This window comes from Ketobacter sp. (assembly GCF_003671495.1).
GTDB lineage: Bacteria > Pseudomonadota > Gammaproteobacteria > Pseudomonadales > Ketobacteraceae > Ketobacter.
Window position 1 is genome coordinate 119,055 of the sequence record NZ_RCHN01000015.1, and the last position, 24,435, is coordinate 143,489.

Here is a 24,435-nt window from a genome sequence, read left to right on the forward strand (position 1 = left end):
CCCATGCAAAATCCAAACTTTCTGATCATTGATTCCGGTGTGGGTGGACTCTCCATCTGGCAGGAAATCCAACGGCTGATTCCCAACAGTCACACCTGTTATGTGGCGGATAACGGCGGTTACCCCTATGGCACCATGGAAGAAAACGCATTGGTGCAACGCTTACTCACCCTGCTGCCGGAGCTGGAGCGCCAATACCGGCCGGACATCATCGTGATCGCCTGTAACACCGCCAGCACCATTGTGCTGGAGCCGCTGCGGGCACAAACCCAAACGCCGGTGATCGGGGTGGTTCCCGCCATCAAACCGGCTGCCGCTCTGAGCCAGTCCCGCCACATTCTGTTGCTGGCCACACCCGGCACGGTCAGGCGCCAATACATCGACCGCCTGATTGAGGATTTCGGCCAAGGCTGCACTTTCAAACGCATCGGCTCCCATGAGCTGGTGCACGAAGCGGAACAGAAAATCCGGGAGCGCCCGGTCAACCAGGACATCATCAACAAGGTTCTGGAACCGCTGCGCCAGATAGATACCGATATTGATGTGGTGATCCTCGGCTGCACCCACTTTCCGTTTCTGGCCGACGAAATTCGCCACGCGCTCCCCACCCCCATCCGGATTCTCGACAGCGGCCAGGCCATTGCCCGTCGCGCCCAACAACTGCTGGTAGATCTGAAGCCCCGCAATCAGGATCACATTCCACTGCCGGGCAACCTGTTTTTATTCACCGAGGAAACAGAACAGACCCACCAACTGGAAGCTGGCATCCAGCATTTTGGCTTCGATAAAATCGGCTTTTTTCGCCTGACAGCAACACAAAACGCACAAAAATCTGGTGCAACCTAAGTGCCTTTGATATAAGTTTGTACCTACAACGATAACAAAGATTCGAGCAGTCGTTCATGTCCAACAAGCTGGCTCTGGTAGTCGACGATTCACGCATGGCCCGCCACGTTCTCAGCAAAATGCTGACTGAACAGGGCATTGACGTGGACTCCGTCGAGTCCGGAGAAGAAGCCCTCGGCTATCTCTGTGGCAAAAAGCCCAGCATGATTTTCATGGATCACACCATGCCCGGCATGGACGGTTTCCAGTGCCTGCGCGCCATCAAGAACGACCCGCTCACCGCAGCGATTCCCATCATCATGTACACCTCAAAAGAAGGTGAAGTCTACGAAAGCCAGGCCCGGGCCCTGGGCGCGGTGGATGTATTGCCCAAGACCCTCAAACCCCTGATGCTGGCCCAGGTGCTGGAACGTCAGAATCTGCTGCCCAATCAGGTAGGCGCGAGCCGCGCTGCCCCGCAGGTGGGTCAGGCTGCCAATGATGTGGTCATCGTGGATAACGAGCCCAAGCCCGAACCGGTGCCCGCGCCCCGCCCTGCCCCCAAGAAGCCGGAAGAACACCCCGAGCTGGACGCACTGGAACAACGGATTGAACAACTCACCAGCCAGCTGCAGGGCATGTCACAGCAAAGTGAAGCCAGCCGCAACCGCGGATTCCGCTTTCAGTATCTGGGCCTGGCCCTGTGCGTGGTCCTGATCGGCTGGCTGTTGTTAAGCAACAACCGACTGATGCAGGAACTCACCGTACTGCAATCGGACAACCGTAGCCTGGAAGACACCGTGCGCCTGCAGACCCAGCAGAATGAGGCCATGCGCGCAGAGCTGAATACCCAGCTGGATGCCCAGGTTAAAATCAACGACAACCACAACCGCCAGTTCTACGAAAGCATTGAGTGGGCCTTGAATGAGGACGGCCAATTCGCCTGGGATGAAAAACCCTTCAACGACCGCCTGGCCATGACCCTGTCCCAATTGGCGCAGAATCTCAGCAGTGTCGGGTTTGTGGGTGAGATCGCCATCCGCAGTCACCTGGGCCGCTTTTGCCTGGTGACCGCCCCCAACGGAGAAACCCAATTACCGGAAGCCGATGCCACCCTCAGCACCTGCGAGATCCTGCAGTTTACCCCGGCATTGGCGGAATCCACCGGTACCGAGCAGACTCCAGGGTTCGAGCGCTTCCTGGCCGCCTTCCAGTCTGAATACGGTGACGACATCGAGCTGAACCTGTCCACTGCCGGGGATCGCCGGCCAGTGGCCCGCTATGCCAGCCAGGATCCGGATGCCAGCGCAGAACGCTGGAACAAAACGGCCGCGCGCAACCAGCGGATTGAAATCTCCATCAACCCATACTGAACCCAGCCCAGGGAGCCATGAGTCAAGCCATCTCCGACCGTGAAACCGCCCTGCAACATGCCCGGGAATTACTGCAAACCTGTGACAAAATAGTCTGCTTCTCGGGTGCGGGTTTGAGCGCCGAATCCGGCATTTCCACCTTTCGTGACAGCGATGAAAACGCCCTCTGGAGCCGGTACGACCCGACCCAATTGGCCTCCCCGGAAGGCTTTGCAGCGGACCCCAAGCTGGTGATCGACTGGTATAACTGGCGTCGCCGTATCATCGCAGACGCCGCACCCAATGCCGCCCACCAGGCTTTGGCAGCACGATCCGACATCGTCCAGGTCACCCAGAACGTGGACGACCTGTTGGAGCGGGCCGGGTGCAAACCGGAAGCGGTATTTCATCTGCATGGCCACATCACCCACGACCGCTGCCACCAACGTTGCGGCTTCCAGCAAAAAGTCGACCTCGCCAATCCTCCCGACCTGCGTAGCTGCCCCATGTGCGATGCTCCCCTACGCCCTGCGGTGGTCTGGTTTGGGGAATCCCTCCCGCAATGGGCCTGGCAGCAGTCTGAACAACATTGCCTGGCGGCGGACTGCCTGTTGGTCATCGGCACCAGTGCCAGTGTGTATCCTGCCGCGGGGCTGATTCAGTTGACCAAAGCCCAGGGCGGCAAAGTGCTGGTCATCAATACCCAAGCCAGTGGCGCCAGCGCCTTGGCGGATATGGAGTTGATCGGGCCTTGTGGCGAATGGCTGCCGGCGCTATTGAGTTAATTTGGTAAAGCGTCTAAATTGTCACAAATACTGATTAAACTCAGTAACTGTCTGGAAAATCTGAGTATTCTGACTCAGAATGAATAAAACTGGAGAGTTTGGTGAGCGCGCAGTGGCCACAAGCAGCAAGCGTTCACCAGGGTAAGCATTCCAAAAGTATGCGTTGATAAGAACAGGTTGTGTACTATGCAGATGAACACCCGGGTCCTGCGACTCAACAAAGCCGGTGTCCCCCTGCAATGGCTTGATCGGGAGCAAGCCGCCACATTACTGGTGAAAGGTCTGGTACTGTGGTCATTGGGCGACACTACTATCACCATCCGCGGTGGCTACAACCGCCACGGACTGCGTTCGATCCTGAATATCCCCACCATCATCGCCACCAACGGCGACATTCACTATAACGATCACCATGTGCCTGCGGTCTGCAATCGGTTGCTGTTTCGTCGCGATCGCAATACCTGCATGTACTGTGGCGAGCAGTTCGCCCAGGACAAACTGACCCGGGATCACATTATTCCCCGTTCCCGCGGCGGCGGTGAAAGCTGGACCAACCTGGTGGCCGCCTGCCGCCGTTGCAACCAGCGCAAAAGCGACAAGACTCCGGAAGAGGCCAACATGCCCCTGATGGCAGTACCGTTCAAACCCAACAAGATGGAATACCTGGCGTTGGCAAACCGCAGCATCCTGGCGGACCAGATGGATTTCCTGCGTTCCGGGTTTTCCAAGCACATGCGCTTCCATTAGCGCCACCCGCGCTAAAGCGTCAGAGTATCAAGCCGGTGAGCCTTGGCGGTGCAGGAAGGTCAGGGTGTCGTCGATGGAGTAGGACATGGACTTTTTGTGCACCGCCTCTTCCAGGTAGTGGAAAGACTCTTCGATATAATCCACGTCGTATTTTTCAGTCAGGTGAGAGATCGCATAACCAAAATGCAAGTCGTACTGCTCACCCAACGCAATGTTCCAATGCTCTACCCGCTCAATCACGTCTTCCGCTTCAAACTTATTGTGCAGGGGGAATAACAGCACGGTGACTTCACCGGGCAGACCTTCAGTGGAGGTCTTGAAGGGAAACACCGTGATCCGGCTCTTGAACAGGCTGCGCAGGCAATCGCCAAGGGCAATGTAATCCGGTCGGCGCGTGGTTTTATCAATGACCATCACCGACACCACCAGTACCCGCCCCAACTCGGAATGAATTCGCCGATCCAGGTCACGGATGTCTTTCAAGTGCTTTTCCAGAGGCGGAATTTCCAGAAACCCGCTCTTGTTGTTCACAATATTAATACGCTTTTGCAGGCGCTGTTTCATCATATCCAGGGTGATGTTGATGCGGCTCAGCTCTGCTTTCTCCTGCCGGTAGATAGCCGACATGGCAAGGGAGAACACAATGATCTCAAACACCGAGCCGATTTCCTTGCTGTGATAGATCAGGATATTGGATGGCAGGTATCCCAGGATATTCAACGCAAAAATACCGATGGACAGTAACAACGCAGACCAGCCCACCATGAAATACCAACCGAGGAAATAACCGTCCAATACGGATTTGACGCCCAGTGCCATCATCAACAGGGCAAAGGCCAACGCCAGATAGGTGGCCAGATGTGCGTAGTCCTCCAGCGTCACGATGGACGCCACCCCCAGCGCCATGCCGCCGGCAATCACCACCTGTCCCAGGCGGTACAGCTTGGGGTTGAAGCGGCGGGCATTCAACAACGTCATGGCAAAGGCGGTGCCGAAGCCACTGTAAAAACAGAAGAACAACGTGATCGACGCATCGTTGAAGGCCGGCACCTCAGGCCACAGGTAGGCAAAACCGTGACCATTAAGGGAGCTGACAAACAACGCTGTGGACAACACATACACCGAATAAAAGAAATACATGCGATCCCGAATAATAAACCCGTTCATAAGGCTATACAGCGCCATCACCAACATGGTGCCGTAATACGCACCCCACAGGATCAGGTTCCACTCTTCCTTTTCATAGAAGGTGGACTCGTCATACAGCCGCACAGGCATCTGCAGCGAATTGGAGGTCTTGGCATGGATGAAAACACGGCGACCCTGCAGGGCGGGATTGACCAGAAAACTGTAGTCGTCATCCCAGATGGGCCGGGTATCAAACGGAAAATCGGTGCCGGTAATGTGCTCCTGTTGCACCTGGCCGTCCTCATCCACGACATAGAACGCCAGGTAATCTACGGTGGGATAGTGGATCTCAATGATGACATTCTCACCCTCGGCCATCTGGACCAATGGGATCTCAAAAAAGAACCAGTGACCAAAAGGTGAGGAGCCGTAGTTAACCTTGGAGGGTTCGGCGTTACCCCAGTCATAGGCCATAGCGTCCTGAATCGTGGCTAACTGGTCAGAGTCCTCGGCATGGCGAATATCAACGGAAAACGAGGCGTCGGTGCTGCCCTGATGGCTGGCAACCACCACCGGAAAGACAATGGAAAACGATAGCAGCGCCATTAGCCAACGCATGATGCTGTTCCCTGCCCTGTCCGAATTGAGGGTGGTGCTACCCGCTCTCTGTTGGTCATAGGTCAAATATTTTTCAAAGTAGAGTATTAAGTTATATACCCGATATTCACTTTCTACAACAATTACAAAGAATTAACAGGATTTCATGACAACCAAATTAATTTAGGGGCACTGAGTCTCACCCCCGGCATGAACCAGTCGACAAGTTGGGGTCACAAAAAAAGGCCACCCCGTCTACCGGTCGGTGGCCTTTTGCAGGAACGCAGGCTGATCAGAAGGTGTAGTTCACACCCACCATGAACTTGCGATCCGAGTTTTTCACGCCTTCAGGCACTTCATCTGTGTGCTTGATTTCATAGGCAACAAAGCCGTGCAGGCTGCCATTGATCTTGACCTTGACGCGGGTGTAGGACTTGGTGACCGTTTTCTCTTCACCGATTTCCGTGCTGAAGTCTTCATCGAACGTGGCGTTTTCACTGATGCGCCACAGATAAAGCGCTCCCAGACGCAATACCGCCTCTTCAACTACATCTCCGGTTTCGGTTTCCTTGGATTCACGATAACCAATACCGGCGTCGGCGCTGAGTTCGTGTTTCTTGCTCATCAGGATGTCGCGACCATAACCGAAGGTGGCGGAAGCCTCGTAATCGTATCCGCTGAAGCGGTCATCGGTGTACTCAAGCAAACCGAACAGATAGGAGCTGTCACCGAACTTGTACTCGGCCTTGGCAGAACCAAAGTATTTTTCTGCGGTACGCACCTCTTCCTTGTCGCCGTTGTCATCAACCTGCTCAGCGGTTTCGTTACTGGCTTCCAGCTTGTAAATGTTGCGCCAGACTTCCCCATTCCGGGTTGCGGTGCTCCGAAAATCCAGATTGGTGCTTTCGGTGTTGCCGGAGCTGTCGATGTAACTCAGGCTGGCTTCGCCTTTCCACAGCTTGTCTTCTTCTGCTTCCTCCGCAACCACCGCGGTGAAAGGTGCAATGGCCAACGCCAAAAGAGTGATTTTTGCTTTCATATTTGTGTATCCCCTAAAATGCAAATGCCGGCGCGGGGCGCCGGCATGAAACCAGACTGCTTTACTGCATCACTTCCTTCTGCATCACCGCCACTACTCGACGGTTTTGCTTGCGGCCATCCGCTGTATCGTTGGTCGCGATTGGGTTTTCCTCACCATAACCCACTGCAGTGATACGCTCTTCCGCTACACCGAAGCGCTTGACCAGAGCACGCTTCACAGAGTCCGCCCGCTTCTGGGACAGTGTTTTGTTGTAAGCTGCGGCGCCCTGGCTATCGGTATGACCTTCGATTTCCACTTCCAGGTCAGTGTGCTTGTTGAGGAAGTCCGCCACTTTCTTCAGCTCAGGATCGTACTGGCTCTGAATCACATCAGAGTTGGTGGGGAAGTTGATTTTCAGCTCAATGCTTTCCACGGTTACGGTTTGTACCTTGCCGACACAGCCTTTTTCGTCCACGGTGGCACCGGCTTCGGTGTTAGGGCACTGATCTTTGTCATCGGTCACGCCATCGCCATCGGAATCCAGCGGGCAACCGGTTGCATCCACCTTGACGCCCGCTGCTGTACCGGGGCACTGATCTTTGTCATCAGTCACGCCATCACCGTCGGAATCAACCGGTGCGGCTACAACGACTTCTTTCTTGGGCTCCGGTTTGCTTTCACCACCGAAGGCGTAGCTGATGCCCAGGGTCGTCATCAGATCGGTGTCGTTATCATCAACCCCGTAAATGCCACGCAGGTCCCAGCGCGCAGACCAGGCTTCAGAGAAATTGAAACGCAGACCACCGCCCAGATTCACTTGGGTTTCGCCTTCGTCCGCATCACCTCTTTCAAAATCGGCGTGGCCAATTCCGGCGCCCAGATACGGCTGTACGGTACCGTCTTTGCTGAAGTAATACAGTCCGTCCAGTTTGTACTGAGTCAGGTCAACACCTTGATCTGCGTCGTTGCGGAATGCCGCCACTTCCGCCGCCCAGTTGGGGCCAAAACGGTATTCCAGGCCCAGACCAAAACCATCCGCTTCGTCAGGCAGGCGGTCGTTATCGAATTTGATGTACGAAACCGCTGGGTTGATTACGATTTGCCCTTCCTTGTTTTCCGCCAGCGCGTGGCCAGCCAGCAGGCAGAGTGACACAGGCAGTATGATTCGCTTCATGATCTTTCCCCTTTATCCTATTGATGAAGCGCATACTATCGGGGTTTTTTTCAATTCTCCAGTGTGTACAAACAAAAAAGGCCGCGATTCACACCGCAGCCCTTCAGGGTGAACGTTATTTAACTAAAAGTTAATCAACCTGCTTAATACCCGCCAGTTTTTTCGCATGCCATTTCTTTTTCTCCACATCCATACCCCGCAGGATCTGGATTCTCTGGGCCTGGGGCGAGCCGGCACCATGCAATGATTCGGTGAGATATCCCACGGCATTGCGGCCCAGCGTCATGTTTTCAATCAGGCGCAGAATCTTCACCCGGTCGGCGGTGGGGATGTCTTCACGGCCTTTGAAGTACTTGTCCAACAGTGCCCCGGTGTCCTTGGATTCGAAATCCTGTTGGGAAGGCAGGGTCACCATCAAACCTCCGGCCAGATCCTGCGCCAGACGCGAAATTTCATAAGGGAAGCGCGTGACATTGTGCTTGCAGACGTTGGCCAGCATGGAGTCGTTGATCCAGGCACCGGAGGGCAACGGTTTTGACTCATGGGCTGACGCAATACTGGAGGAATAGATGGTCTCATTCAGGTGAGTCATTTCCACCAGTTTGTCACGAATGTGGGAGACCTTCTCCAGGCCGTTGTATTCTGCGATGGTGGCCGCGGCCCCCACCATGACATCACCCAGGCCGGTTTTGCACACGTAGCTGGCGCGATGGTAGGACGTGAAGCGTTCCACCATGGGCGCTGCGAATTCGTATTCACCATCCATGAAAATGTGATCCCAGGGAATGAACACGTTATCAAACACTGCCAAGACTTCCTGGCCGGCGTACTGGGCATTGCCCTTGTCCACATCCCCCAGCTCCATGGCCCGGGTGTCGCAGGACTGGCGACCATAAATGTAGGTGATTCCCTCCGCCTGCAGGGGAATGGCACCGATGATGGCGAAATCCCGATCCTGGTCACTCAGGCGCATGGTGGGCAGCACCATGATCCAGTGGGAATTGAGGCCGCCCGTCATATGGGCCTTGGCACCGCTGACGAAAACGCCGTTTTCATTGCGCCCGGTGACGCGCATGAACAGATCCTGATCTGCCTGTTCATGAGGCGCTTTACTGCGATCCCCTTTGGGGTCGGTCATGCCGGCAGCGATGATCTGATTATGTTTTTGCAGGCGTTCCAGGAACTTCAGGAAGCGCTGGTGATATTGGGTACCGTGGGCTTCATCTATATCATAGGTGATGGAGTGCATGACACTGATGGAATCCAGGCCGGCACAACGCTGGAAACAGGTGCCGGTGATCTGGCCCATCTTGCGCTGCATCCGGTTCTTCAACACCAGGTCTTGAGCGCTGTGGGGAATGTGCAGAAAGCGGTTGATCTGCTCACCACTGAGGTGGCTTTTGGCACTGGCCAGCTCAGGTTCCGCCGTGGCCAGGTCGTAGGTGGCTTTCAGTGCGTTGATCGAGGGCCAGATCATGGGGTGGTCTACGGGCTCGGCGATCTCTTCCCCGAACAGATACACCTTCAGATTACGACCCCGCAGACTGGCTACGTAATCGTCCCCGGTCACGATGGGAGTGAACTGCTGCCACACATCATCCGCCGAGTACTGTGACCGTAATTTTTGCTGCACCATATCATTCATGGCTACATCCCTCTCTCAAAGAACTAACGTATACAAATACCGAAATTATTGTAGAGTCACTGCCGGACTTATGGGCCAATCAATGACTGCGTGGTCAGCGATATTAACACCGGAGCGGAGGGATGTCGCCCCATTTGCTGAACAGGGTAGGTGGGATTGAAAGCGGTTCACCGGAGCCCGTCCGGCACACCGCTTTCCGGGGGGATGGAGGCTAGCCTAGTTAGGCTCTCCAACCGTTTCCGCTTCGAGGGTCGTGCGATACTTCTGCGCCAGCCGAATGAACTTGGGCGTCAACCCGGCATCCTCGTATATGGGATCGCCATACTCATCCTGGGTGACTTCTTTACCCGCTTCATAGGGGAAAGATTGGCTCAACTCACCCAATGCAAAACACAACAGATCCGTGAGAATTTGTTCCTCGGAACAATCCGGATACATCTCCTTGAGTGCAAGCACCTGAGCGGCTTCTTTCAGTGGAAGGTTGATGGAAAACTGCTGACGAGTGCGCTCACCTTTGTTGGCTTTTTCCCAGTGCGCGACCAATTCCTGAATTTGCATGATTGTCTCCCGAACCTTACTTCGACAATTTCAGTTTAGCCCGAAAAACAAAGACCTTTCAGGTAATTTTGCCATTAATTGTTAAAGAATTTTAAAATGCCATGAGTTTGTGCAGAACTGCCGGGCAATTCGTGAGCCTGCCCACAATTAATGCACTTTCCCCTTACGGCTCACGTTATAACGAGACAACGTTCATGACGATCAGAATAGAAAAGCAGGATGCCATCACCACCATCGTTCTGGATCGCACCCAGGTACGCAACGCCGTGGATCGCACCACTGCCCAGGCACTGGCGGACGCCTTCCGCGCGTTTGAAAACGATGCGGACGCCAGTGTCGCTGTGTTGGTGGGGGAACACACTTTTTGTGCCGGAGCGGATTTGAAAGCGGTCTCGTCCGGCAGTGGCAGTAACCGCCTGGAACCCGACGGCGATGGCCCCATGGGCCCAAGCCGCATGCTGCTGTCAAAACCGGTGATCGCCGCCATCGAAGGCCATGCGGTGGCCGGTGGCCTGGAGCTGGCGTTGTGGTGTGATATGCGGGTGGCCGCCGACAATGCCACCCTGGGGGTGTTCTGTCGCCGTTTTGGGGTGCCATTGATTGACGGCGGCACCGTACGCCTGCCCCGCCTGATTGGCATGAGCCGCGCACTGGACCTGATTCTCACCGGTCGAGCCGTGAGCGCGCAGGAGGCGTTGGCGATGGGGCTGGTCAACCGCATCTGCGCCCCCGGAGCCGCCCGCGCCACCGCTGAGCAGCTGGCACACGAGATCAGCCGCTTTCCCCAATTGTGTATGCGCCATGATCGCCTGAGCGCCTACCAGCAATGGGATCTGGATCTGCCCGCTGCCCTGCGCAACGAGTTCGAACTGGGCCTGCAGACCATCGCCAGCGGAGAAACCGTGGCCGGTGCCACCCGCTTCCGGGAGGGCAAGGGGCGCCACGGTGAATTTGACGGGGAATCCTGATCCAGCTGGCCTCCCCCCACCCACCCCGGAACGGCTCAGACTGCGGCTGGTCATTGGATATTGCCATTGAAGCGGATACCATAGCCAGATCAACGACTTGCTTGGGAATGAGATATGGCATTAACCACGGCTCTGGTGACCGGCGCTTCCAGTGGGATTGGCTACGAGATCAGTAAACTGCTGGCTGAGCAGGGACACGATCTGGTATTGGTGGCGCGGCGGGAAGACCGCCTGAAGCAATTGGCACGCTACCTGGAAAAAGAGTTTGATATCACTGCCCATGTGATTCCGGTGGACCTCACGGACCTGGAAGACATCGACCGGCTCTATATCACTTTGGAACAGGAAAACATTCCGGTGGACATTCTGGTGAACAACGCGGGCCTCGGCCACTGGGGACCATTCACCGCCAACGACACCCAAAAGGAACTGGAAATGATTCAGGTGAACGTGATGGCGCTCACCTATCTCAGCAAGCTGTTTGCCACAGATATGGTGAAGCGGGGGTTGGGTAAAATTCTCAACATCGCGTCTATTTCGGGTTTTACGCCGGGCCCGTACATGGCCACCTATAACGCCAGTAAAGCGTTTGTGGTTTCCTTCAGTGAGGCCCTTAACGCGGAACTTAAGGGCACCGGGGTGAGCGTCACCGTCAGCTGCCCGGGACCGGCGGCATCGGAATTCCACCAGCAGGCCGGCACCTCGGGATCGTTTTTCCTCAAGCTGATGCCAATGATGAGCTCCGGTCAGGTGGCGCGGGCGTCACTGGCTGCCATGAACAAACGCAAGACACTGGTGGTGCCGGGCACCATCAACTGGTTAATCAGCGTGGCCCCGCGGGTGGTTCCAATTCGGGTGATGTTGTTTGTGTTGAAACATCTGATGCGGCCCAGAGGCCAGCACTGAGTCAGAGACGGGCATTAAACCAAAGGCAGGCGTTGACTGGATGACGGGGTCTGACCGGCTCAGGTACGGACTTCAATGCGGTTGCGGCCGTTGTGCTTGGCCAGGTAGAGCGCCTCATCCGCGGCTTCGATTACCTGTTCCAACGACTGGTTTTCCGTCAGGGGTGACACGCCCACCGAAATGGTGACAGCGGGCAATTCCACGCCCTGCTCTGCTGAAACCCGGCAGTTGGCCACAGCCTTGCGCAAACGCTCAGCCACCGCTTTGGCCTGGGCGATCGGCGTGCACGGCAACAGGACCATGAATTCCTCGCCGCCATAACGGGCCAGCATATCGCTGGGCCGCAGGCTTTTGCGCATGATACGGGCCACCATCTGCAACACCAGATCACCGGATTTGTGGCCATAGGTGTCGTTGAACTTTTTAAAGTGGTCCACGTCCAGCATCAACACCGCCAACGGCATTCGCTCTGCCAACTCATGGCCTTTCAGATTGTCCAGCATGCCCTGCAACCAACGCCGATTATGCACTCCGGTGAGCGCATCCACATTGGCCGCCTGTTCCTGTTCTTTCTCCCGCGATTTGGACACCGCCACAATATCGTTGCCGGTACGCAATCGGTTGGAAAGAAAGTACAGCAGGTTTCGACATAAGCTATGGGAGGAATCGATCAACTGCCAAAGGGTGTCTTTCTCGATCACCACCACTTCACAGGGTTCAGTGGCCTGCACATAGGCGGAGGGATTGCGGCCATCGAATACCGACATCTCCCCAATGCACTCACCACTCCCCAGCTCCACCAGGGGCGTTGCATCCAGACTTTCCAGCGTCACTGCGACCCGGCCAGACAACAACAGATACATATTGTCATTGCGATACTCAGGGCGCAGCAGCACTTCGCCGGTGGTAAGCAGTTCTTTGCGACATTGATTCAACAATGGCCGGATACGCTTGAGGTCCACCTCATCGAAGATTCTGAATAATCTGAACTGGGCATCAGAAACCATTTCGCCCGTCTGTACTGTATTTGACGTTAATGCCATAACGACCACATTCAATCTGGAACACTAAAATAGTTGTCCCCAATTACCGTTCGCGCAACCTAAATTCCGCTCTTATGGTCAATTTTACGCGGAAGTGAGCATTCTGTTTGATAACCAGATCAATTTATAAACAACCGATCCAGTTCCTGAGTCAATTGTTGCAGCCTAACCGGTTTTCCCACCACCCCCTGCATGCCGGCATCCAGAATGCGCTGACGGTCTTCATCCAGCACACTGGCGGTCATGGCGATGATGGGCGTGGCGCAGTTCGGCCCACTCCCCTGCAGGATCGACCGTGACGCCTCCAAACCGTTAAGACCGGGCATTTCGATGTCCATCACGATCAGGTCATAGTGTTGGGCATTGGCGGCAGCCACCGCCGCTTCGCCATCAAACACAATGTCCACGTCCAGCCCGATTTTGCTGAACATCTTCTGCGCCACCCGCTGATTGACGACGTTGTCTTCCGCCACCAGGACTTTTTTCTGGTAGTTTTTATTCAACAGTTCCTGTTCGGATTCTTCCTTGATGGGATCAGTCTCCCGCAGCGGCAACGTAATAATGAAGGAGGCACCCTTGTCCTTCTCACTTTCTACCTCCAGGTAGCCATCCATCAAATCAATCAGGTTTTTACAGATGGTCAACCCCAACCCGGTTCCGCCGTAATTGCGGCCAATACTCACATCCGCCTGCTCGAAGGATTCAAAAATCTTGTCGATACGATCTTTGGGAATGCCGATTCCGGTATCGTGAACTTCGATAATAATGTTGAAACGATTACCTTCGATATGGTCGTAACCGACTTCGATATCCACACGGCCTTCGCGGGTGAACTTGATGGCATTGGTAACCAGGTTCATCAGCACCTGCCGAATGCGCATGGCATCGCCCATGAGGTACTTGGGTGTATCCGGCTCCAGCGCTGCATGTATCGCAACGGACTTGTCCATACCAAACGCCCGGTTCAGGTCGCACACATCGTGGATCATCTGGTGGAAGTTAAACGGCTCTTTCTGCAGCTCCAGGTGGCCGGCCTCTATCTTCGACAAATCCAGGATGTCGTTGATGATGCTGAGCAGGGAATTGGAGGAACGGTTGATGAGGGTCACCAACTCATGCTGCTCAGGATTAAGGGGGGTATCCTGCAACAACTGAACACTGGCGATCACACCGTTCATGGGCGTGCGGATTTCGTGGCTCATGTTGGCCAGGAAAACCGATTTGGCCCGGGAGGCGATTTCCGCCGAATCTTTTGCCTGCTGCAGGTGCCGGTTCAGGTTTTCCAACTTTTTGGTGAGTCGTGCCTGTTCTTCCAGCTTGAGGGCAAGATCCTGGTCCAGCTCAGCGTTGACGGACTGCTCCTGCCACCCGGATTCCAGAATATTGTTGAAGATCTCCTCGGCGCGATCCCGGTACAGCACACCCAGGTAGTTTTCCAGCGTGTCCAGGTAGCGACTCAGGTCGCCCAGGGAATCCACTTTGACCAGGCCGGCGCTGTCACGCTGCAACCCGCTCTCCATCAGCATGAAATCGATGACTTCATCGCTGCAGGTTTCCTTCAGTTTGCGGATATGGGCACTGACCAGCCGGGACCAAATTGACATAGGGACAAAAACTCTTGTACTTCACTTCCTAAGCATAATAACGGATCGCAGATCCGGCAAATCAGCGGGACCAGCGGCACGATACTTGATGGCATTTCTCTGCTAAAGTGTACGGCCCCGCGCGAGCCGGCGCGCCCATGCCAAGCATGCCAAACAGAGGAAGCGAGACCAAACCCTTGAAACACCAAGCTGTTCCCATTCAACCCGCCGCCACCATCGTCCTGCTGAGGGACTCGGACCAGGGTCCACAGATCCTCATGCAGCAACGCAATCCGGAAGCGATTTTTGTGGGCGGCGCCTGGGTTTTCCCAGGGGGCAAACTGGACCCCCATGATGAGGCATCCGCCTGGCTGGAATACTGTGACCTGCCCCCGGACGCCGCCAATCGGTTGCTGGAACTGGAAGCGCACGGTCACGCCTATTGGATTGCGGCGATTCGGGAGCTGGTGGAAGAGGCCGGCATCCTGCTGGCGGAAGGCGCCACCCCGCAACTGGCCGCCAGGGCGCAACAGTTCCTGCAGCAGGAGCCCTCTGGATTTCTCGATTTCTGCTCCCGCAACGGATTGCAGCTGCAAACCGGCAAACTGCGGTACCTGAGTCGCTGGATCACCCCACCGGGCACCCCCAGGCGCTATGACACCCGCTTCTTCCTGTGCCCGTGGCCGGAAGGCCAGCCGCCGCGCCAGGATGACCACGAAGCGGTCAACACCGGATGGTTCACCGCAACGCAGGCGCTGACCCGCTATGAGAAGGGCGACTGGGATCTGGTGCTGCCCACCATCATGACCCTGCGCCACCTGTCACGCTACAACAACGTGCAGGAGCTGCTGCAACAGGAAGGGCAGGCAGCCCACAACAAAACAGGTTAACATGGTTCGAGCATTCAAAAAGGCGACACTATGAGCAAGCTGGTACACGGTGAAACCATCGTGCTGTCACCATTGATTCGACGTATTACGGCCCCCAATCCGGGCATCATGACCGGACCGGGCACCAACACCTACCTCGTGGGCACCGACGCCTGGGCCGTAATCGATCCGGGCCCGGCCATACCCGAGCACGTGAACGCCATTGTGCAGGCCGCTGCAGATGCCCACGCCACTATTCAGTGGATTCTCTGCACCCATACCCATATGGACCACTCCCCCGCCGCAGTGGCCCTGCAGCAAGCCACCGATGCGCTGGTGATCGGCATGCCAGCCAACAACCCGCAATCCCAGGACCCCAGCTTCAGCCCCGACCAATGCTGGCAGGAAGGAGATTACATCCAGTCCGATGACTTCACCCTGCGGGCCGTGCATACCCCCGGGCACGCCAGCAATCATCTGTGTTTCTATCTGGAACAGGAGCAGGTGTTGTTCACCGGTGACCACATCATGGAGGGCTCCACCGTGGTGATCGCACCGCCGGATGGCGATATGAAAGCCTATCTGGATTCCCTGGCCAAATTGAAAAACCTGTCACTACGGCATTTGGCGCCGGCGCACGGCAACCGCATGGAGCATCCCCTGGACGTGATTGAGGGCTTGATCCAGCACCGCCTGATGCGGGAACACAAGGTATTGGAAGGGATGGCGAAAACCGGGCCCGCGAATCTGGATACCCTGACCCCCGCGGTGTATGACGATGTGCCGGAGTTCCTCCACCCGATTGCCCGCTTTTCCCTGCAGGCACACTTGGACAAGCTGCTAAAAGAGAAGATCGTCAGCGAATCTGACGGCATCTGGCAGAAAATTTAACGCTTCTTGCCTTTTTTGGGTTTGGGGCCTTTGCTGCCGGACGGCTTTTTGGTTTTGGGCCAGCTATTCCACCCCATCGCTTTCTGGAACTGCTTGCGCAGGTCTTTGGCCGCCTGTTCTTTGCGCTCATGCACCACCCGTTCCCGGGCGCTGCCGAACTCCACCACGTTTTCTGAATCCTTATCTTCCGCCACGCCTGGCCATCTCCTCTGTGCTTGCCCGCTGACTCTTGAGATATAGCACAATTTAACCGCTCACTCAGCCACGGGCAAGAATGGCAATGACATGGTGGATCAGCCCGGGCTGTACACTATGGCAAATGTAATCAATGCCGATTTGCGTTAATATCGTCCGCCATTGCGAATCCGCCCACATGGGTGGATCAAGACCATTCAGGGGGTTGGTTGCCGTCTCCGGCAGCCACAACAGTAAGGTGTTCAATGTCCGAAAAACCCAAAACCACGCTCAAGCGAGTGAAAACCGGCGCATTTGAGCGGCGCTTCAGTATGGCCAAAGCGGGCTTTGTGGCCGGAACCATGCTGGCGGCACAGTCCGCCGGGAACATGTTCACCCGCAAGGAAGAGCGGGCCGACCGCCAGAAGGCCATCCTCTCCAAACAGGCCCACTACCTGGCAGAGGAAATCGGCAAACTGAAAGGCAGCATCGTCAAGATCGGCCAAATGATGGCGCTGTACGGCGAGCACTTCCTGCCGGTGGAAGTCACCGAAGCTCTGCATACGCTGGAAGACAATACCGCCGCGCTGGAATGGACCACCATCTATGAAGAACTGGAAGATGAGCTGGGGGCAGAGAAGTTGGCACTGCTGGAAATTGAGGAGTCGCCCCTGGGGGCGGCCTCCATTGGCCAGGTGCACAAAGCCGTCATCAAAGCGACCGGGGAACAGATCTGCCTGAAAATTCAGTACCCTGGCGTGGCGGAAGCGGTGGACAGCGACCTCGGCGCGGTGGAAAGCCTGATCCGCATGCTGAAGATTGTTCCTATCACCGAGGAATTCGAATCCTGGTTCCAGGAAATCCGGGAAATGATGTACCGGGAAGTGGACTACAACCACGAGCGGGAGAAAACCAAGCTGTTCCGCGAGCGCCTGCAGGATGATCCCCGCTTTATCGTGCCCAAGATCTACGAGGAGTTCTGCAGCAATCGGGTCATCGCGACCTCTTTCGAACCGGGCCTGGATATTGACGCTCCGGAGACCAAAGCCCTGCCCCAGGCACGGCGCAATGCCATCTGCCGCACCGCGCTGGATCTGTGCTGGAAAGAGGTATTTTTGTGGGGCGAAATGCAGACTGACCCCAATTTCGGTAATTACTTTGTGCGCCTGGGTGACGGAGCAGAGCAACCGGATCAGGTGGTATTACTGGATTTTGGTGCGGTCAGGGAGTTCTCCGACAAGACCCTGGAGCCGGGCCGCAAGATCGTGAAGGCCGCCTTTCTGCACGATGAAGCCCTGTTGCTGGAAGGCTTGAGCGCCCTCCACCTGTTCGGGCCCGACACCCCCATGGACGCCAAGCGCGGCCTGGCACAACTGTGTTTTATGGCCATTGAACCCTTTGCCGATCCGGAGCGTTTCCCGCCGCCGTCCTATCTGCTGAACGACCAGCTTGAGTACAAATGGGGTGAAAGCAACCTGCCGGCCCGCCTCAGCATGAAAGCCGGGCTGTCCGCTGCGGGAGCCAACCGTCATTTCACCATCCCGCCCCGGGAGCTGATGTTCCTGGTGCGCAAGATCATGGGGGCCTATACCTTCATGTCGGTCCTGAAAGCGGAGATCCGCGGCTACGATGTGCTCTCCCCTTACATCCTGAGCAACTGACCGAACGGGCTCCGGGTTCACGCAGGCCCGGAGCCGCCTAACCGGATTCGCCCACCGGCGGAATTCCGTCACAAAGTTTCAGCAGATCCCCCCACCCCGGCCATTCCGTTTCTATACTGAATAGATACCCGACAGCCGACGACAGACCATCATGGACACGGAACAACTGAAGCAATTTGAATTACTGCGCCATCTCAGCGACGAGCAGCTTATCGTCCTGATCCATAACAGTGAAACGCTGCGTCTTGGACCCGGTGATTCGATTGTGGAAGCGGGCTCATCCGATCCGTTTGAATATTTTTTACTGGCGGGGGAGCTGGATCTGCAGGATCCGGCAACCCAAAGCATCAAAACCATTGTGGCAGGCAGCCCCGACGCCCAGGGGCCAGTGGCCCATAAACGCCCGCGCGCTTTTCACGTCCGTGCCCATTCCAACGCCCAGGTTCTGCAGGTGGAACGGGAAGCCCTGAAAGCCCTGCTGCAGGAAGCGCCCGGGGACAGCTTCGAAGTGCGGCGAGTACTGCGAGAGGAACAGCCGGAAGACAAGCAGCTGCTGCTGGACATCTATGCCGACCTGCGCAACAACAAACTGGTGTTGCCCAGTCTGCCGGAAGTGGCCGTGCGCATTCGGCGCATGATTGACGAAGGCACCAACAGTGCCAAGAAGATTTCCCAGGCGGTGAACACCGATCCCTCCATCGCCGCCAAACTGATTAAGGCCGCCAACAGCCCGCTGTTCCGCGGCACCAAAGAGTTTGAAACCAGCGCCCAGGCCATCGTACGTTTGGGCATGCAGACCACCAAGCAACTGGTGACCACGTTTACGGTGAAAGAACTGTTCAAAGCCAACGCCCCGCTCTTGAAACAGCGCATGGACAGCCTGTGGCAGCACAGCATCGAGATCGCAGCCATCTGTTATGTTCTGGCTAAAAATGTACGGGGCCTGGACCCGGATCAGGGCCTGTTGGCCGGACTGCTCCATGACATTGGCGTGGTGCCGATTCTGATGTACGCCGACCAGTACCCGACCCTGGCAGAAGACGCCCAGCAACTGGAGAAGACCCTCCGCGAACTCAAGCCGGAGCTGGGTTCGGTGATCCTCAAACGCTGGGGTTTCAATGAGGAGATGGTGGCCACCGCCACCCATTCCGAGAACTGGCGCTACCAGCATGAGGGTGAGGCGGACTTTGCCGATCTGGTGATCGTGGCCCACCTGCACCATTTGATGCTGGACGAGGAGCGCATGAAGAAGCTCAGCAAAGTGCCCGCCTTCCGGCGCCTGTTCCCCGGTGAAAACGACCCTTCAATTCTCAACGGCATCATGGAACAGGCCAAATCCCAGCTGGAGGACACCCGTCAACTGCTGGTGGCCTGAGCGCCCACGAAGGTTAAACCCATACCACCCACCCATAAAAAAAGCGCTCCGAGGAGCGCTTTTTCTGTCCGAACCGGACCTTGGTTTACTTCAAAGGAATGGCAAACTCGCCTTCGGTCACCACCTGCTTATCCGCACCGACATTCCCGTAAGGGTAACCGGTGAAAGAAAACAGGCCGATTAACATGCCCTTCCCATCCTGCAGCACGGTGAGCTTGCCTGGCTCAGCACTGGACGTACGGTAGGATTTACTCTCCCCATTCTTTTGAATGGCAGCCTTGAAGTATTTCAGCTCATAGCTGCCTTCGCCCACATACTCATCAATGGTGAAGCTGACTTCGAATTCGCCACCGCTGGCCGAAATCTGCATGGCACCGAATTCATTGATGTTTTTCTCCACCTTTAGATTAGGAATGTTGTCACTGACACCACCATTGTGTTTGAAGAAAAACTGGCTGCCATCTGCCCGAACCCCACGCTTGGTACGGGGATCCTTGGGTTTTGGAGGCGGTGCCGGTTTGGCCTCCGGAGCCGCTGCAACGGCAGCAGCACCCACTGCTGCACCACCGGCCGCCACATCAGAGAACGGAATCACGGTGGGCTTGGCGGCGGGCTCAGGCGTCACTGGTTTGGGTGCCGGTTTGGGGGCGGGCTTGGGTGCCGGTTTCGGTGCTGCCACCACGGCCACTTCCAGTTTCTCGCCGGATTTGAATTCACAGGCAGTTGGTTTGCCTTCGATGGTACAAGACCCCTTGCCGTTAGGCAGGTATCCGCCCCGCACGGGACCGGAGTAAAGATCGCCGCCTTTCAGGACCACGGTAGCCCGGGTCGGTGGCTTGTCTGCTTTCCACACACCACGGGCCACATTGCCATTCTTCATGGTGACGGTGAATTCCCCTTCTTTCAGATCATCAATCCAGGTGCCTTCATACTTGACGCCGGTATCGGCTTTGGTGAACACGCCTTTGCCCTGCTTCTGGTCGGCGATGAAACCGCCGGTGTACACGTCACCGTTGGCCCAGGTAAAGGTACCTTCACCGCTCATCTTGCCCTGCAGCCACTCCCCCTTGTAGGAGTCACCATTGGGCCAGGTTTTGGTGCCGTTGCCATGTTCACGGTTGTTGCTCCAGCCTCCCACGTATTTCTCGCCGTTGGTCCAGACCTGAGTGCCTTCACCACTCTTGCGGCCATCGACCCAATCGCCTTCGTATACGTTGCCGTTGGTATACGTATAGGTGCCTTTGCCGTGGAACCGGTTGAAGGCATTACGCTCCCCCTCATAGACACCTGCCGCCAGGACAGTCGAGCACAACAGAACAGAGGCAAACCCTGAGATCAGAAGCTGTCGAAATTTCATCGTGTTAATATCCAATCAGGCTGAATAATTTGAATTTAAAAGAGAAAATCGCAAATCAGTAAATAAAAAAAGACATCTAAGTATATAGCAGAGGACGCCGGTTTTTTGAAATTTATCAAAGCAAATTCAGGTAGTTTTATTGTTGTGTTCATGTAAATCCGTCAACACCGCCAGGGCTTCTTCAGCCCATTGAACACTGCTCTCTTCAAACAGAATTCCGCGACGCAAGGTCAGGTACATCATGCGGAATTCCGGTGTCAGCTCCGGGTCGGCGAAGTATTGGGACTCCACCTGACGGTAGGCTGCCAGCAATTCCTTATGCTTAATAAGCCTTTGTTTCGCCTCATCCATCAGAGGTTGAAGGTAGCGAGTATCCGCAGCAAACAGTTTCACCAGGAAGGACTCGTTGACTTTGGGCAGGGGCAGCGGCTTGCGCATCCACTGATCCAGGGCCTGCTCCCCCAGCTCGGTGATTTGGTAAACCTTCTTGTCTGGTTTGCCTTGCTGCGGCACCACCTCGAAACGCACCCAACCGTCTTCATCCAGTTTGGCCAACGCCCGGTACACCCGCTGATGGCTGGTATCCCAAAAGTAGCCCAGGGGGCCATCAAACCATTTATTGATACCGTAGCCGGTGGCACTCTGCTTTTTCAAAACCATCAATAAAACGTGCTTCAGGGACATGCTCTACCTCAGTCATCAAGTGGCACATTATGACTCATGTTGCATATGCGTACCAGGGGTGATAGCCTCTATGCCACATGATGCATATCCTGGAGATCAGTATGACGCACCCCCACTACGACGCCATCGTGATTGGATCCGGCCTGGGCGGGCTCACCGCCGGAGCCCTGTACGCCCAACAGGGCAAACGTGTACTGGTGATTGAGCGCCATGACAAGTTCGGCGGTGCCGCCACCGTATACAACCGCAAGCACCTGAACATCGAAGTGGGTTTACACGAGCTGTGCGGCTTTGGTCACCTGGATCTCCTGCCCCAGGTGTGGCACCAGCTGAAACTGGACGATCGCGTTGAGCGCCTGCCGGTCCCCACCTTTTTCGCAGTCAAAAAAAGCGGTGGGCCACAGCAGGTGATGCCGGAGGGCTGGAACGAGGCCAAAGCGGCCGCCCTGCGCCTGTTCCCCCAACACAAACGCGGCATCCTGCGTTATTTCCAGATTCTGCACGAAGTCCGCAGCAACATTTTCCACTTCGTCAACGCCAATAAAACCCGCTGGTGGTGGCTGCGCAACGGACCCATCATGCCGCTGAAGTTCCGCGCCATGTTCAAATACAACAAAATGACCGTGTCACAACTGTTTGACGACCTGTTTGGAAACGACGAAGACATCAAGTTCTACCTGGCTGCCAATATCGGCTATTACAGCGACCGCCCCCAGGAGCTGTCGGCCCTGTTCTACGCCATTGCCCAGGGCTCCTACCACGAAGGCGGTGGCTATTACATCAAGGGTGGCTCCCAGCAGCTGAGCGATGCCCTGGTGGACATCATCAAGGAAAACGGCGGCGAGGCGCTGATCCGCCGCACGGTCACCGACATCCTGCTGGACGCGCAGGGCCAGGTGAAAGGCGTAACCCATGAGAAGAACCTCACCATTGGCAAACGCCGGGACCCCAAGGACAAACTGCCACGCAGTGACTTTGCGCCCCTGATTTTCGGCAATGCCGCGCCCAATATTCTGCAGGCCATGCTGCCAGACTCAAAACAGGCTGCCTTTATGCAACCCTATGAGGGGCGCCCCCTCTCCCCGGCTTTGTGGGTGTTGTTCGTTGGAATGGACCGCGATCCCCGGGAATTCGGCGTCACCGACTACGCCACCTTCGTGGTGCCGGAGCATTGCCGAAACTTCAATGATTACGCCAATTTCAAAACCGCGTTCGCGGAGATGCCGGGTAAGGACATGCCCGGTTATGTGTTCACCGATTACAGCAAGCTGGACACCGGCATGAACGAGAAGGGGCGCCACTTTGCCGTGCTGTGCGGAATTGACGACATGAATAACTGGGAGTCATTGTCAGAAGAGGATTATTACTCCAAGAAGGACGCCTGGGAAAAAGCCCTGCTCAAGGACCTGGACCGCCAGTTCCCCGGGCTGGGTCAGCACATTGTGTTCCATGAAATGGGCACCGCCCGCACCATGAACGAATACCTCAACACCCCCATGGGGGCCACTTACGGTTTCGCCCAGAACGCGCCGTTCATTCAATCCAAGCCGCCCACCACCCGAACCGCAATACCCGGACTGTTCCTGGCATCCGCCTTTGGCAGTCATGGTGGTGGTTTTGTGGGGGCCATTCTGTCCGGTGCCAATGCCGCCAAGCAGGCGAAGAAGTGGGACGCCCGCCAGGCGGAGGACGGCAGCACGTCACTGGGTGCAGCGCAAACCATTTGATCTGTTACAGGTCAGGGAGTTGGTTGTTGGGCTACAGCCCGATCCACCTGTTGTCCGTTTGGGTCATCTTTTGCGTAGTGAAGTCGGTGCAGGGTGCCCGATCCGGCAACCTGCGGCGTCATAAGGCCTTTGCCGTAGGCGCCTATCTGGGCGCCGTCGGTGCCGCACTGGGGGCGCTGGCACCGGGGCGCATGCTGAATCAGATGTTGTTCGGCTGATCAATACAGCTTCGCCACCGACTCCTTGACGAAATCTTCCAGCTCGTTGAAACGGCCCTGCTCCACCTTGGTCACCCATTCAGGGTCCTGCAGCAGGGCGCGCCCCACCGCAATCATGTCGAACTCGTCGATCTCCATACGCTCGAGCAGGTCATCAATGCCGCGCTGCCCAATATTGTCCATGGGCTTGGGGGCCAGGGTGCCGTCCAGAAAATCTACGTTCAGCCCGACACTACCTACGGAAATGGTGGGTTTGCCGGTGATTTTTTTGGTCCAGCCGGCCAGATTCAGGTTGGAGCCTTCAAATTCGGGCTCCCAAAAACGTCGCTGGCTGGCATGGAAAATATCCACCCCGGCTTCCGACAAAGGCAACAGGAACTGCTCCAACTGCTCAGGGGTAGTCGCCAGACGCGCGGAATAATCCTGCTGTTTCCACTGGGAGAAGCGGAAGATCACCGGGAAATCCGGGCTCACCCGTTTGCGCACTGCCTGCAAGATATCGATGGCGAACTGGCTGCGTTTTGCAAAGGAGCCACCCCAGCGATCGGTACGCTCGTTGGTCACCTCCCAAAAGAACTGATCAATCAGGTAGCCATGGGCGCCGTGCAATTCGATGGCATCAAACCCGATACGCTCGGCGTCCGCCGCCGCCTGGGCAAAGGCATCAATACAATCCTTCACCTCCTGCTCGGTCATGGCGTGAGCTTTACGCTTGCCCGCTGAAGAAATGCCCGACGGCCCCATACCCGGTACGTCCGGATCAGGCCCAACCCCCGGTCGACGCACCGCACCCACATGCCACAGCTGGGGGGCAATCTTGCCCCCGGCAGCATGCACCGCCTCCACCACCCGTTGCCAGCCGGCCAGGGCCTCTTCACCGTGAAACGCCGGCACCCCCTCATAGCCGTTGGACGCTACTTGGCCAACGGTGGTGCCTTCGGTAATAATGAGCCCTACGTTGTTCTCAGCACGGCGACGGTAGTAAGCTACCACTTTGTCATTGGGCACATAGCCCGGGGACATGTTACGGGTCATCGGGGCCATTACGATGCGGTTGCGTAATTGCAGTGTTTTGCACTGGATAGGCCGGAACAAAGTGGAAACAGACCGGGTCGGTGCCAGTTGGCTCATGCTTGTCTCTCTATTG

23 protein-coding genes are annotated in these 24,435 nt (G+C 56.3%); 12 read left to right on the forward strand and 11 right to left on the reverse strand.

Annotation, left to right across the window (positions count from 1 at the left end; translation table 11 throughout):
* Window positions 1–3: 3 nt before the first annotated feature.
* From murI to D9N14_RS06990, 4 genes are all read left to right on the forward strand, one after another.
* Window positions 4–846, forward strand: coding sequence for a glutamate racemase (murI, locus tag D9N14_RS06975; RefSeq protein ID WP_290578392.1), 843 nt, complete (start codon window positions 4–6; stop codon window positions 844–846).
* A 56-nt stretch (window positions 847–902) separates the two neighbouring features.
* Window positions 903–2,198: a response regulator gene (locus D9N14_RS06980; protein WP_290578395.1), complete on the forward strand. Its 1,296-nt coding sequence runs from the start codon at window positions 903–905 to the stop codon at window positions 2,196–2,198.
* A 17-nt stretch (window positions 2,199–2,215) separates the two neighbouring features.
* Window positions 2,216–2,962, forward strand: a complete 747-nt coding sequence (locus tag D9N14_RS06985; protein ID WP_290578397.1) for an SIR2 family NAD-dependent protein deacylase — start codon at window positions 2,216–2,218, stop codon at window positions 2,960–2,962.
* A gap of 186 nt (window positions 2,963–3,148) precedes the next feature.
* Entirely contained in the window at window positions 3,149–3,709 is a 561-nt protein-coding gene (locus D9N14_RS06990; RefSeq protein ID WP_290578399.1) for an HNH endonuclease, read from the forward strand.
* 27 nt (window positions 3,710–3,736) lie between these two features.
* On the opposite strand, the gene D9N14_RS06995 is transcribed toward D9N14_RS06990, so the two are convergent.
* The 5 genes from D9N14_RS06995 to D9N14_RS07015 form a co-directional block, all read right to left on the reverse strand.
* Window positions 3,737–5,455, reverse strand: a complete 1,719-nt coding sequence (locus tag D9N14_RS06995; RefSeq protein ID WP_290578401.1) for a 7TM diverse intracellular signaling domain-containing protein — start codon at window positions 5,453–5,455, stop codon at window positions 3,737–3,739.
* 271 nt (window positions 5,456–5,726) lie between these two features.
* On the reverse strand, window positions 5,727–6,473 hold the full coding sequence (locus tag D9N14_RS07000) for a YdiY family protein (RefSeq protein WP_290578403.1): 747 nt from the start codon (window positions 6,471–6,473) through the stop codon (window positions 5,727–5,729).
* A gap of 61 nt (window positions 6,474–6,534) precedes the next feature.
* Window positions 6,535–7,629, reverse strand: coding sequence for an OmpA family protein (locus D9N14_RS07005; RefSeq protein WP_290578405.1), 1,095 nt, complete (start codon window positions 7,627–7,629; stop codon window positions 6,535–6,537).
* A 130-nt stretch (window positions 7,630–7,759) separates the two neighbouring features.
* Window positions 7,760–9,274: a 4-hydroxyphenylacetate 3-hydroxylase family protein gene (locus tag D9N14_RS07010; protein ID WP_290578407.1), complete on the reverse strand. Its 1,515-nt coding sequence runs from the start codon at window positions 9,272–9,274 to the stop codon at window positions 7,760–7,762.
* Between the two features lie 216 nt (window positions 9,275–9,490).
* Complete coding sequence (locus D9N14_RS07015; RefSeq protein WP_290578410.1) at window positions 9,491–9,832, reverse strand: hypothetical protein; 342 nt, start codon at window positions 9,830–9,832, stop codon at window positions 9,491–9,493.
* A 194-nt stretch (window positions 9,833–10,026) separates the two neighbouring features.
* On the opposite strand from D9N14_RS07015, the gene D9N14_RS07020 reads away from it, so the two are divergent.
* Both D9N14_RS07020 and D9N14_RS07025 read left to right on the forward strand, forming a co-directional pair.
* A complete protein-coding gene (locus tag D9N14_RS07020) occupies window positions 10,027–10,800 on the forward strand; it encodes a crotonase/enoyl-CoA hydratase family protein (protein WP_290578412.1) in 774 nt (257 codons plus the stop codon).
* 114 nt (window positions 10,801–10,914) lie between these two features.
* Window positions 10,915–11,706, forward strand: coding sequence for an SDR family NAD(P)-dependent oxidoreductase (locus tag D9N14_RS07025; protein ID WP_290578414.1), 792 nt, complete (start codon window positions 10,915–10,917; stop codon window positions 11,704–11,706).
* A gap of 59 nt (window positions 11,707–11,765) precedes the next feature.
* Here the strand turns inward: D9N14_RS07025 and D9N14_RS07030 are convergent, their stop codons facing one another.
* Complete coding sequence (locus D9N14_RS07030; protein ID WP_290578416.1) at window positions 11,766–12,749, reverse strand: GGDEF domain-containing protein; 984 nt, start codon at window positions 12,747–12,749, stop codon at window positions 11,766–11,768.
* A 119-nt stretch (window positions 12,750–12,868) separates the two neighbouring features.
* Window positions 12,869–14,353, reverse strand: a complete 1,485-nt coding sequence (locus tag D9N14_RS07035; protein WP_290578418.1) for an ATP-binding protein — start codon at window positions 14,351–14,353, stop codon at window positions 12,869–12,871.
* 176 nt (window positions 14,354–14,529) lie between these two features.
* Between D9N14_RS07035 and D9N14_RS07040 the strand changes: the two genes are divergently transcribed.
* Together D9N14_RS07040 and D9N14_RS07045 are read left to right on the forward strand one after the other, a co-directional pair.
* Window positions 14,530–15,222, forward strand: a complete 693-nt coding sequence (locus D9N14_RS07040; RefSeq protein WP_290578420.1) for an NUDIX hydrolase — start codon at window positions 14,530–14,532, stop codon at window positions 15,220–15,222.
* 30 nt (window positions 15,223–15,252) lie between these two features.
* Window positions 15,253–16,092 (forward strand): MBL fold metallo-hydrolase, encoded by an 840-nt coding sequence (locus tag D9N14_RS07045; protein WP_290578422.1) that lies wholly within the window; start codon window positions 15,253–15,255, stop codon window positions 16,090–16,092.
* Here the strand turns inward: D9N14_RS07045 and D9N14_RS07050 are convergent.
* On the reverse strand, window positions 16,089–16,286 hold the full coding sequence (locus D9N14_RS07050) for a hypothetical protein (RefSeq protein ID WP_290578439.1): 198 nt from the start codon (window positions 16,284–16,286) through the stop codon (window positions 16,089–16,091). The genes D9N14_RS07045 and D9N14_RS07050 overlap by 4 nt on opposite strands.
* A 246-nt stretch (window positions 16,287–16,532) precedes the next feature.
* On the opposite strand from D9N14_RS07050, the gene D9N14_RS07055 reads away from it, so the two are divergent.
* Both D9N14_RS07055 and D9N14_RS07060 read left to right on the forward strand, forming a co-directional pair.
* Entirely contained in the window at window positions 16,533–17,927 is a 1,395-nt protein-coding gene (locus tag D9N14_RS07055) for an ABC1 kinase family protein (protein ID WP_290578441.1), read from the forward strand.
* A gap of 151 nt (window positions 17,928–18,078) precedes the next feature.
* Window positions 18,079–19,302 (forward strand): HDOD domain-containing protein, encoded by a 1,224-nt coding sequence (locus D9N14_RS07060; RefSeq protein WP_290578448.1) that lies wholly within the window; start codon window positions 18,079–18,081, stop codon window positions 19,300–19,302.
* 85 nt (window positions 19,303–19,387) lie between these two features.
* Here the strand turns inward: D9N14_RS07060 and D9N14_RS07065 are convergent, their stop codons facing one another.
* Together D9N14_RS07065 and D9N14_RS07070 are read right to left on the reverse strand one after the other, a co-directional pair.
* The gene (locus D9N14_RS07065) at window positions 19,388–20,659 is read right to left on the reverse strand and encodes an MORN repeat-containing protein (RefSeq protein WP_290578452.1); all 1,272 of its coding nucleotides are present in this window, start codon (window positions 20,657–20,659) and stop codon (window positions 19,388–19,390) included.
* A 126-nt stretch (window positions 20,660–20,785) separates the two neighbouring features.
* On the reverse strand, window positions 20,786–21,343 hold the full coding sequence (locus D9N14_RS07070) for a PadR family transcriptional regulator (protein ID WP_290578454.1): 558 nt from the start codon (window positions 21,341–21,343) through the stop codon (window positions 20,786–20,788).
* A 101-nt stretch (window positions 21,344–21,444) separates the two neighbouring features.
* Here D9N14_RS07070 and D9N14_RS07075 point away from each other — a divergent pair, with 101 nt between their 5' ends.
* Both D9N14_RS07075 and D9N14_RS07080 read left to right on the forward strand, forming a co-directional pair.
* Entirely contained in the window at window positions 21,445–23,070 is a 1,626-nt protein-coding gene (locus tag D9N14_RS07075; RefSeq protein WP_290578456.1) for a phytoene desaturase family protein, read from the forward strand.
* Window positions 23,071–23,096: 26 nt separating this feature from the next.
* The gene (locus tag D9N14_RS07080; protein WP_290578458.1) at window positions 23,097–23,288 is read left to right on the forward strand and encodes a hypothetical protein; all 192 of its coding nucleotides are present in this window, start codon (window positions 23,097–23,099) and stop codon (window positions 23,286–23,288) included.
* On the opposite strand, the gene D9N14_RS07085 is transcribed toward D9N14_RS07080, so the two are convergent.
* On the reverse strand, window positions 23,289–24,419 hold the full coding sequence (locus tag D9N14_RS07085; RefSeq protein ID WP_290578460.1) for an NADH:flavin oxidoreductase: 1,131 nt from the start codon (window positions 24,417–24,419) through the stop codon (window positions 23,289–23,291).
* Window positions 24,420–24,435: the final 16 nt, after the last annotated feature.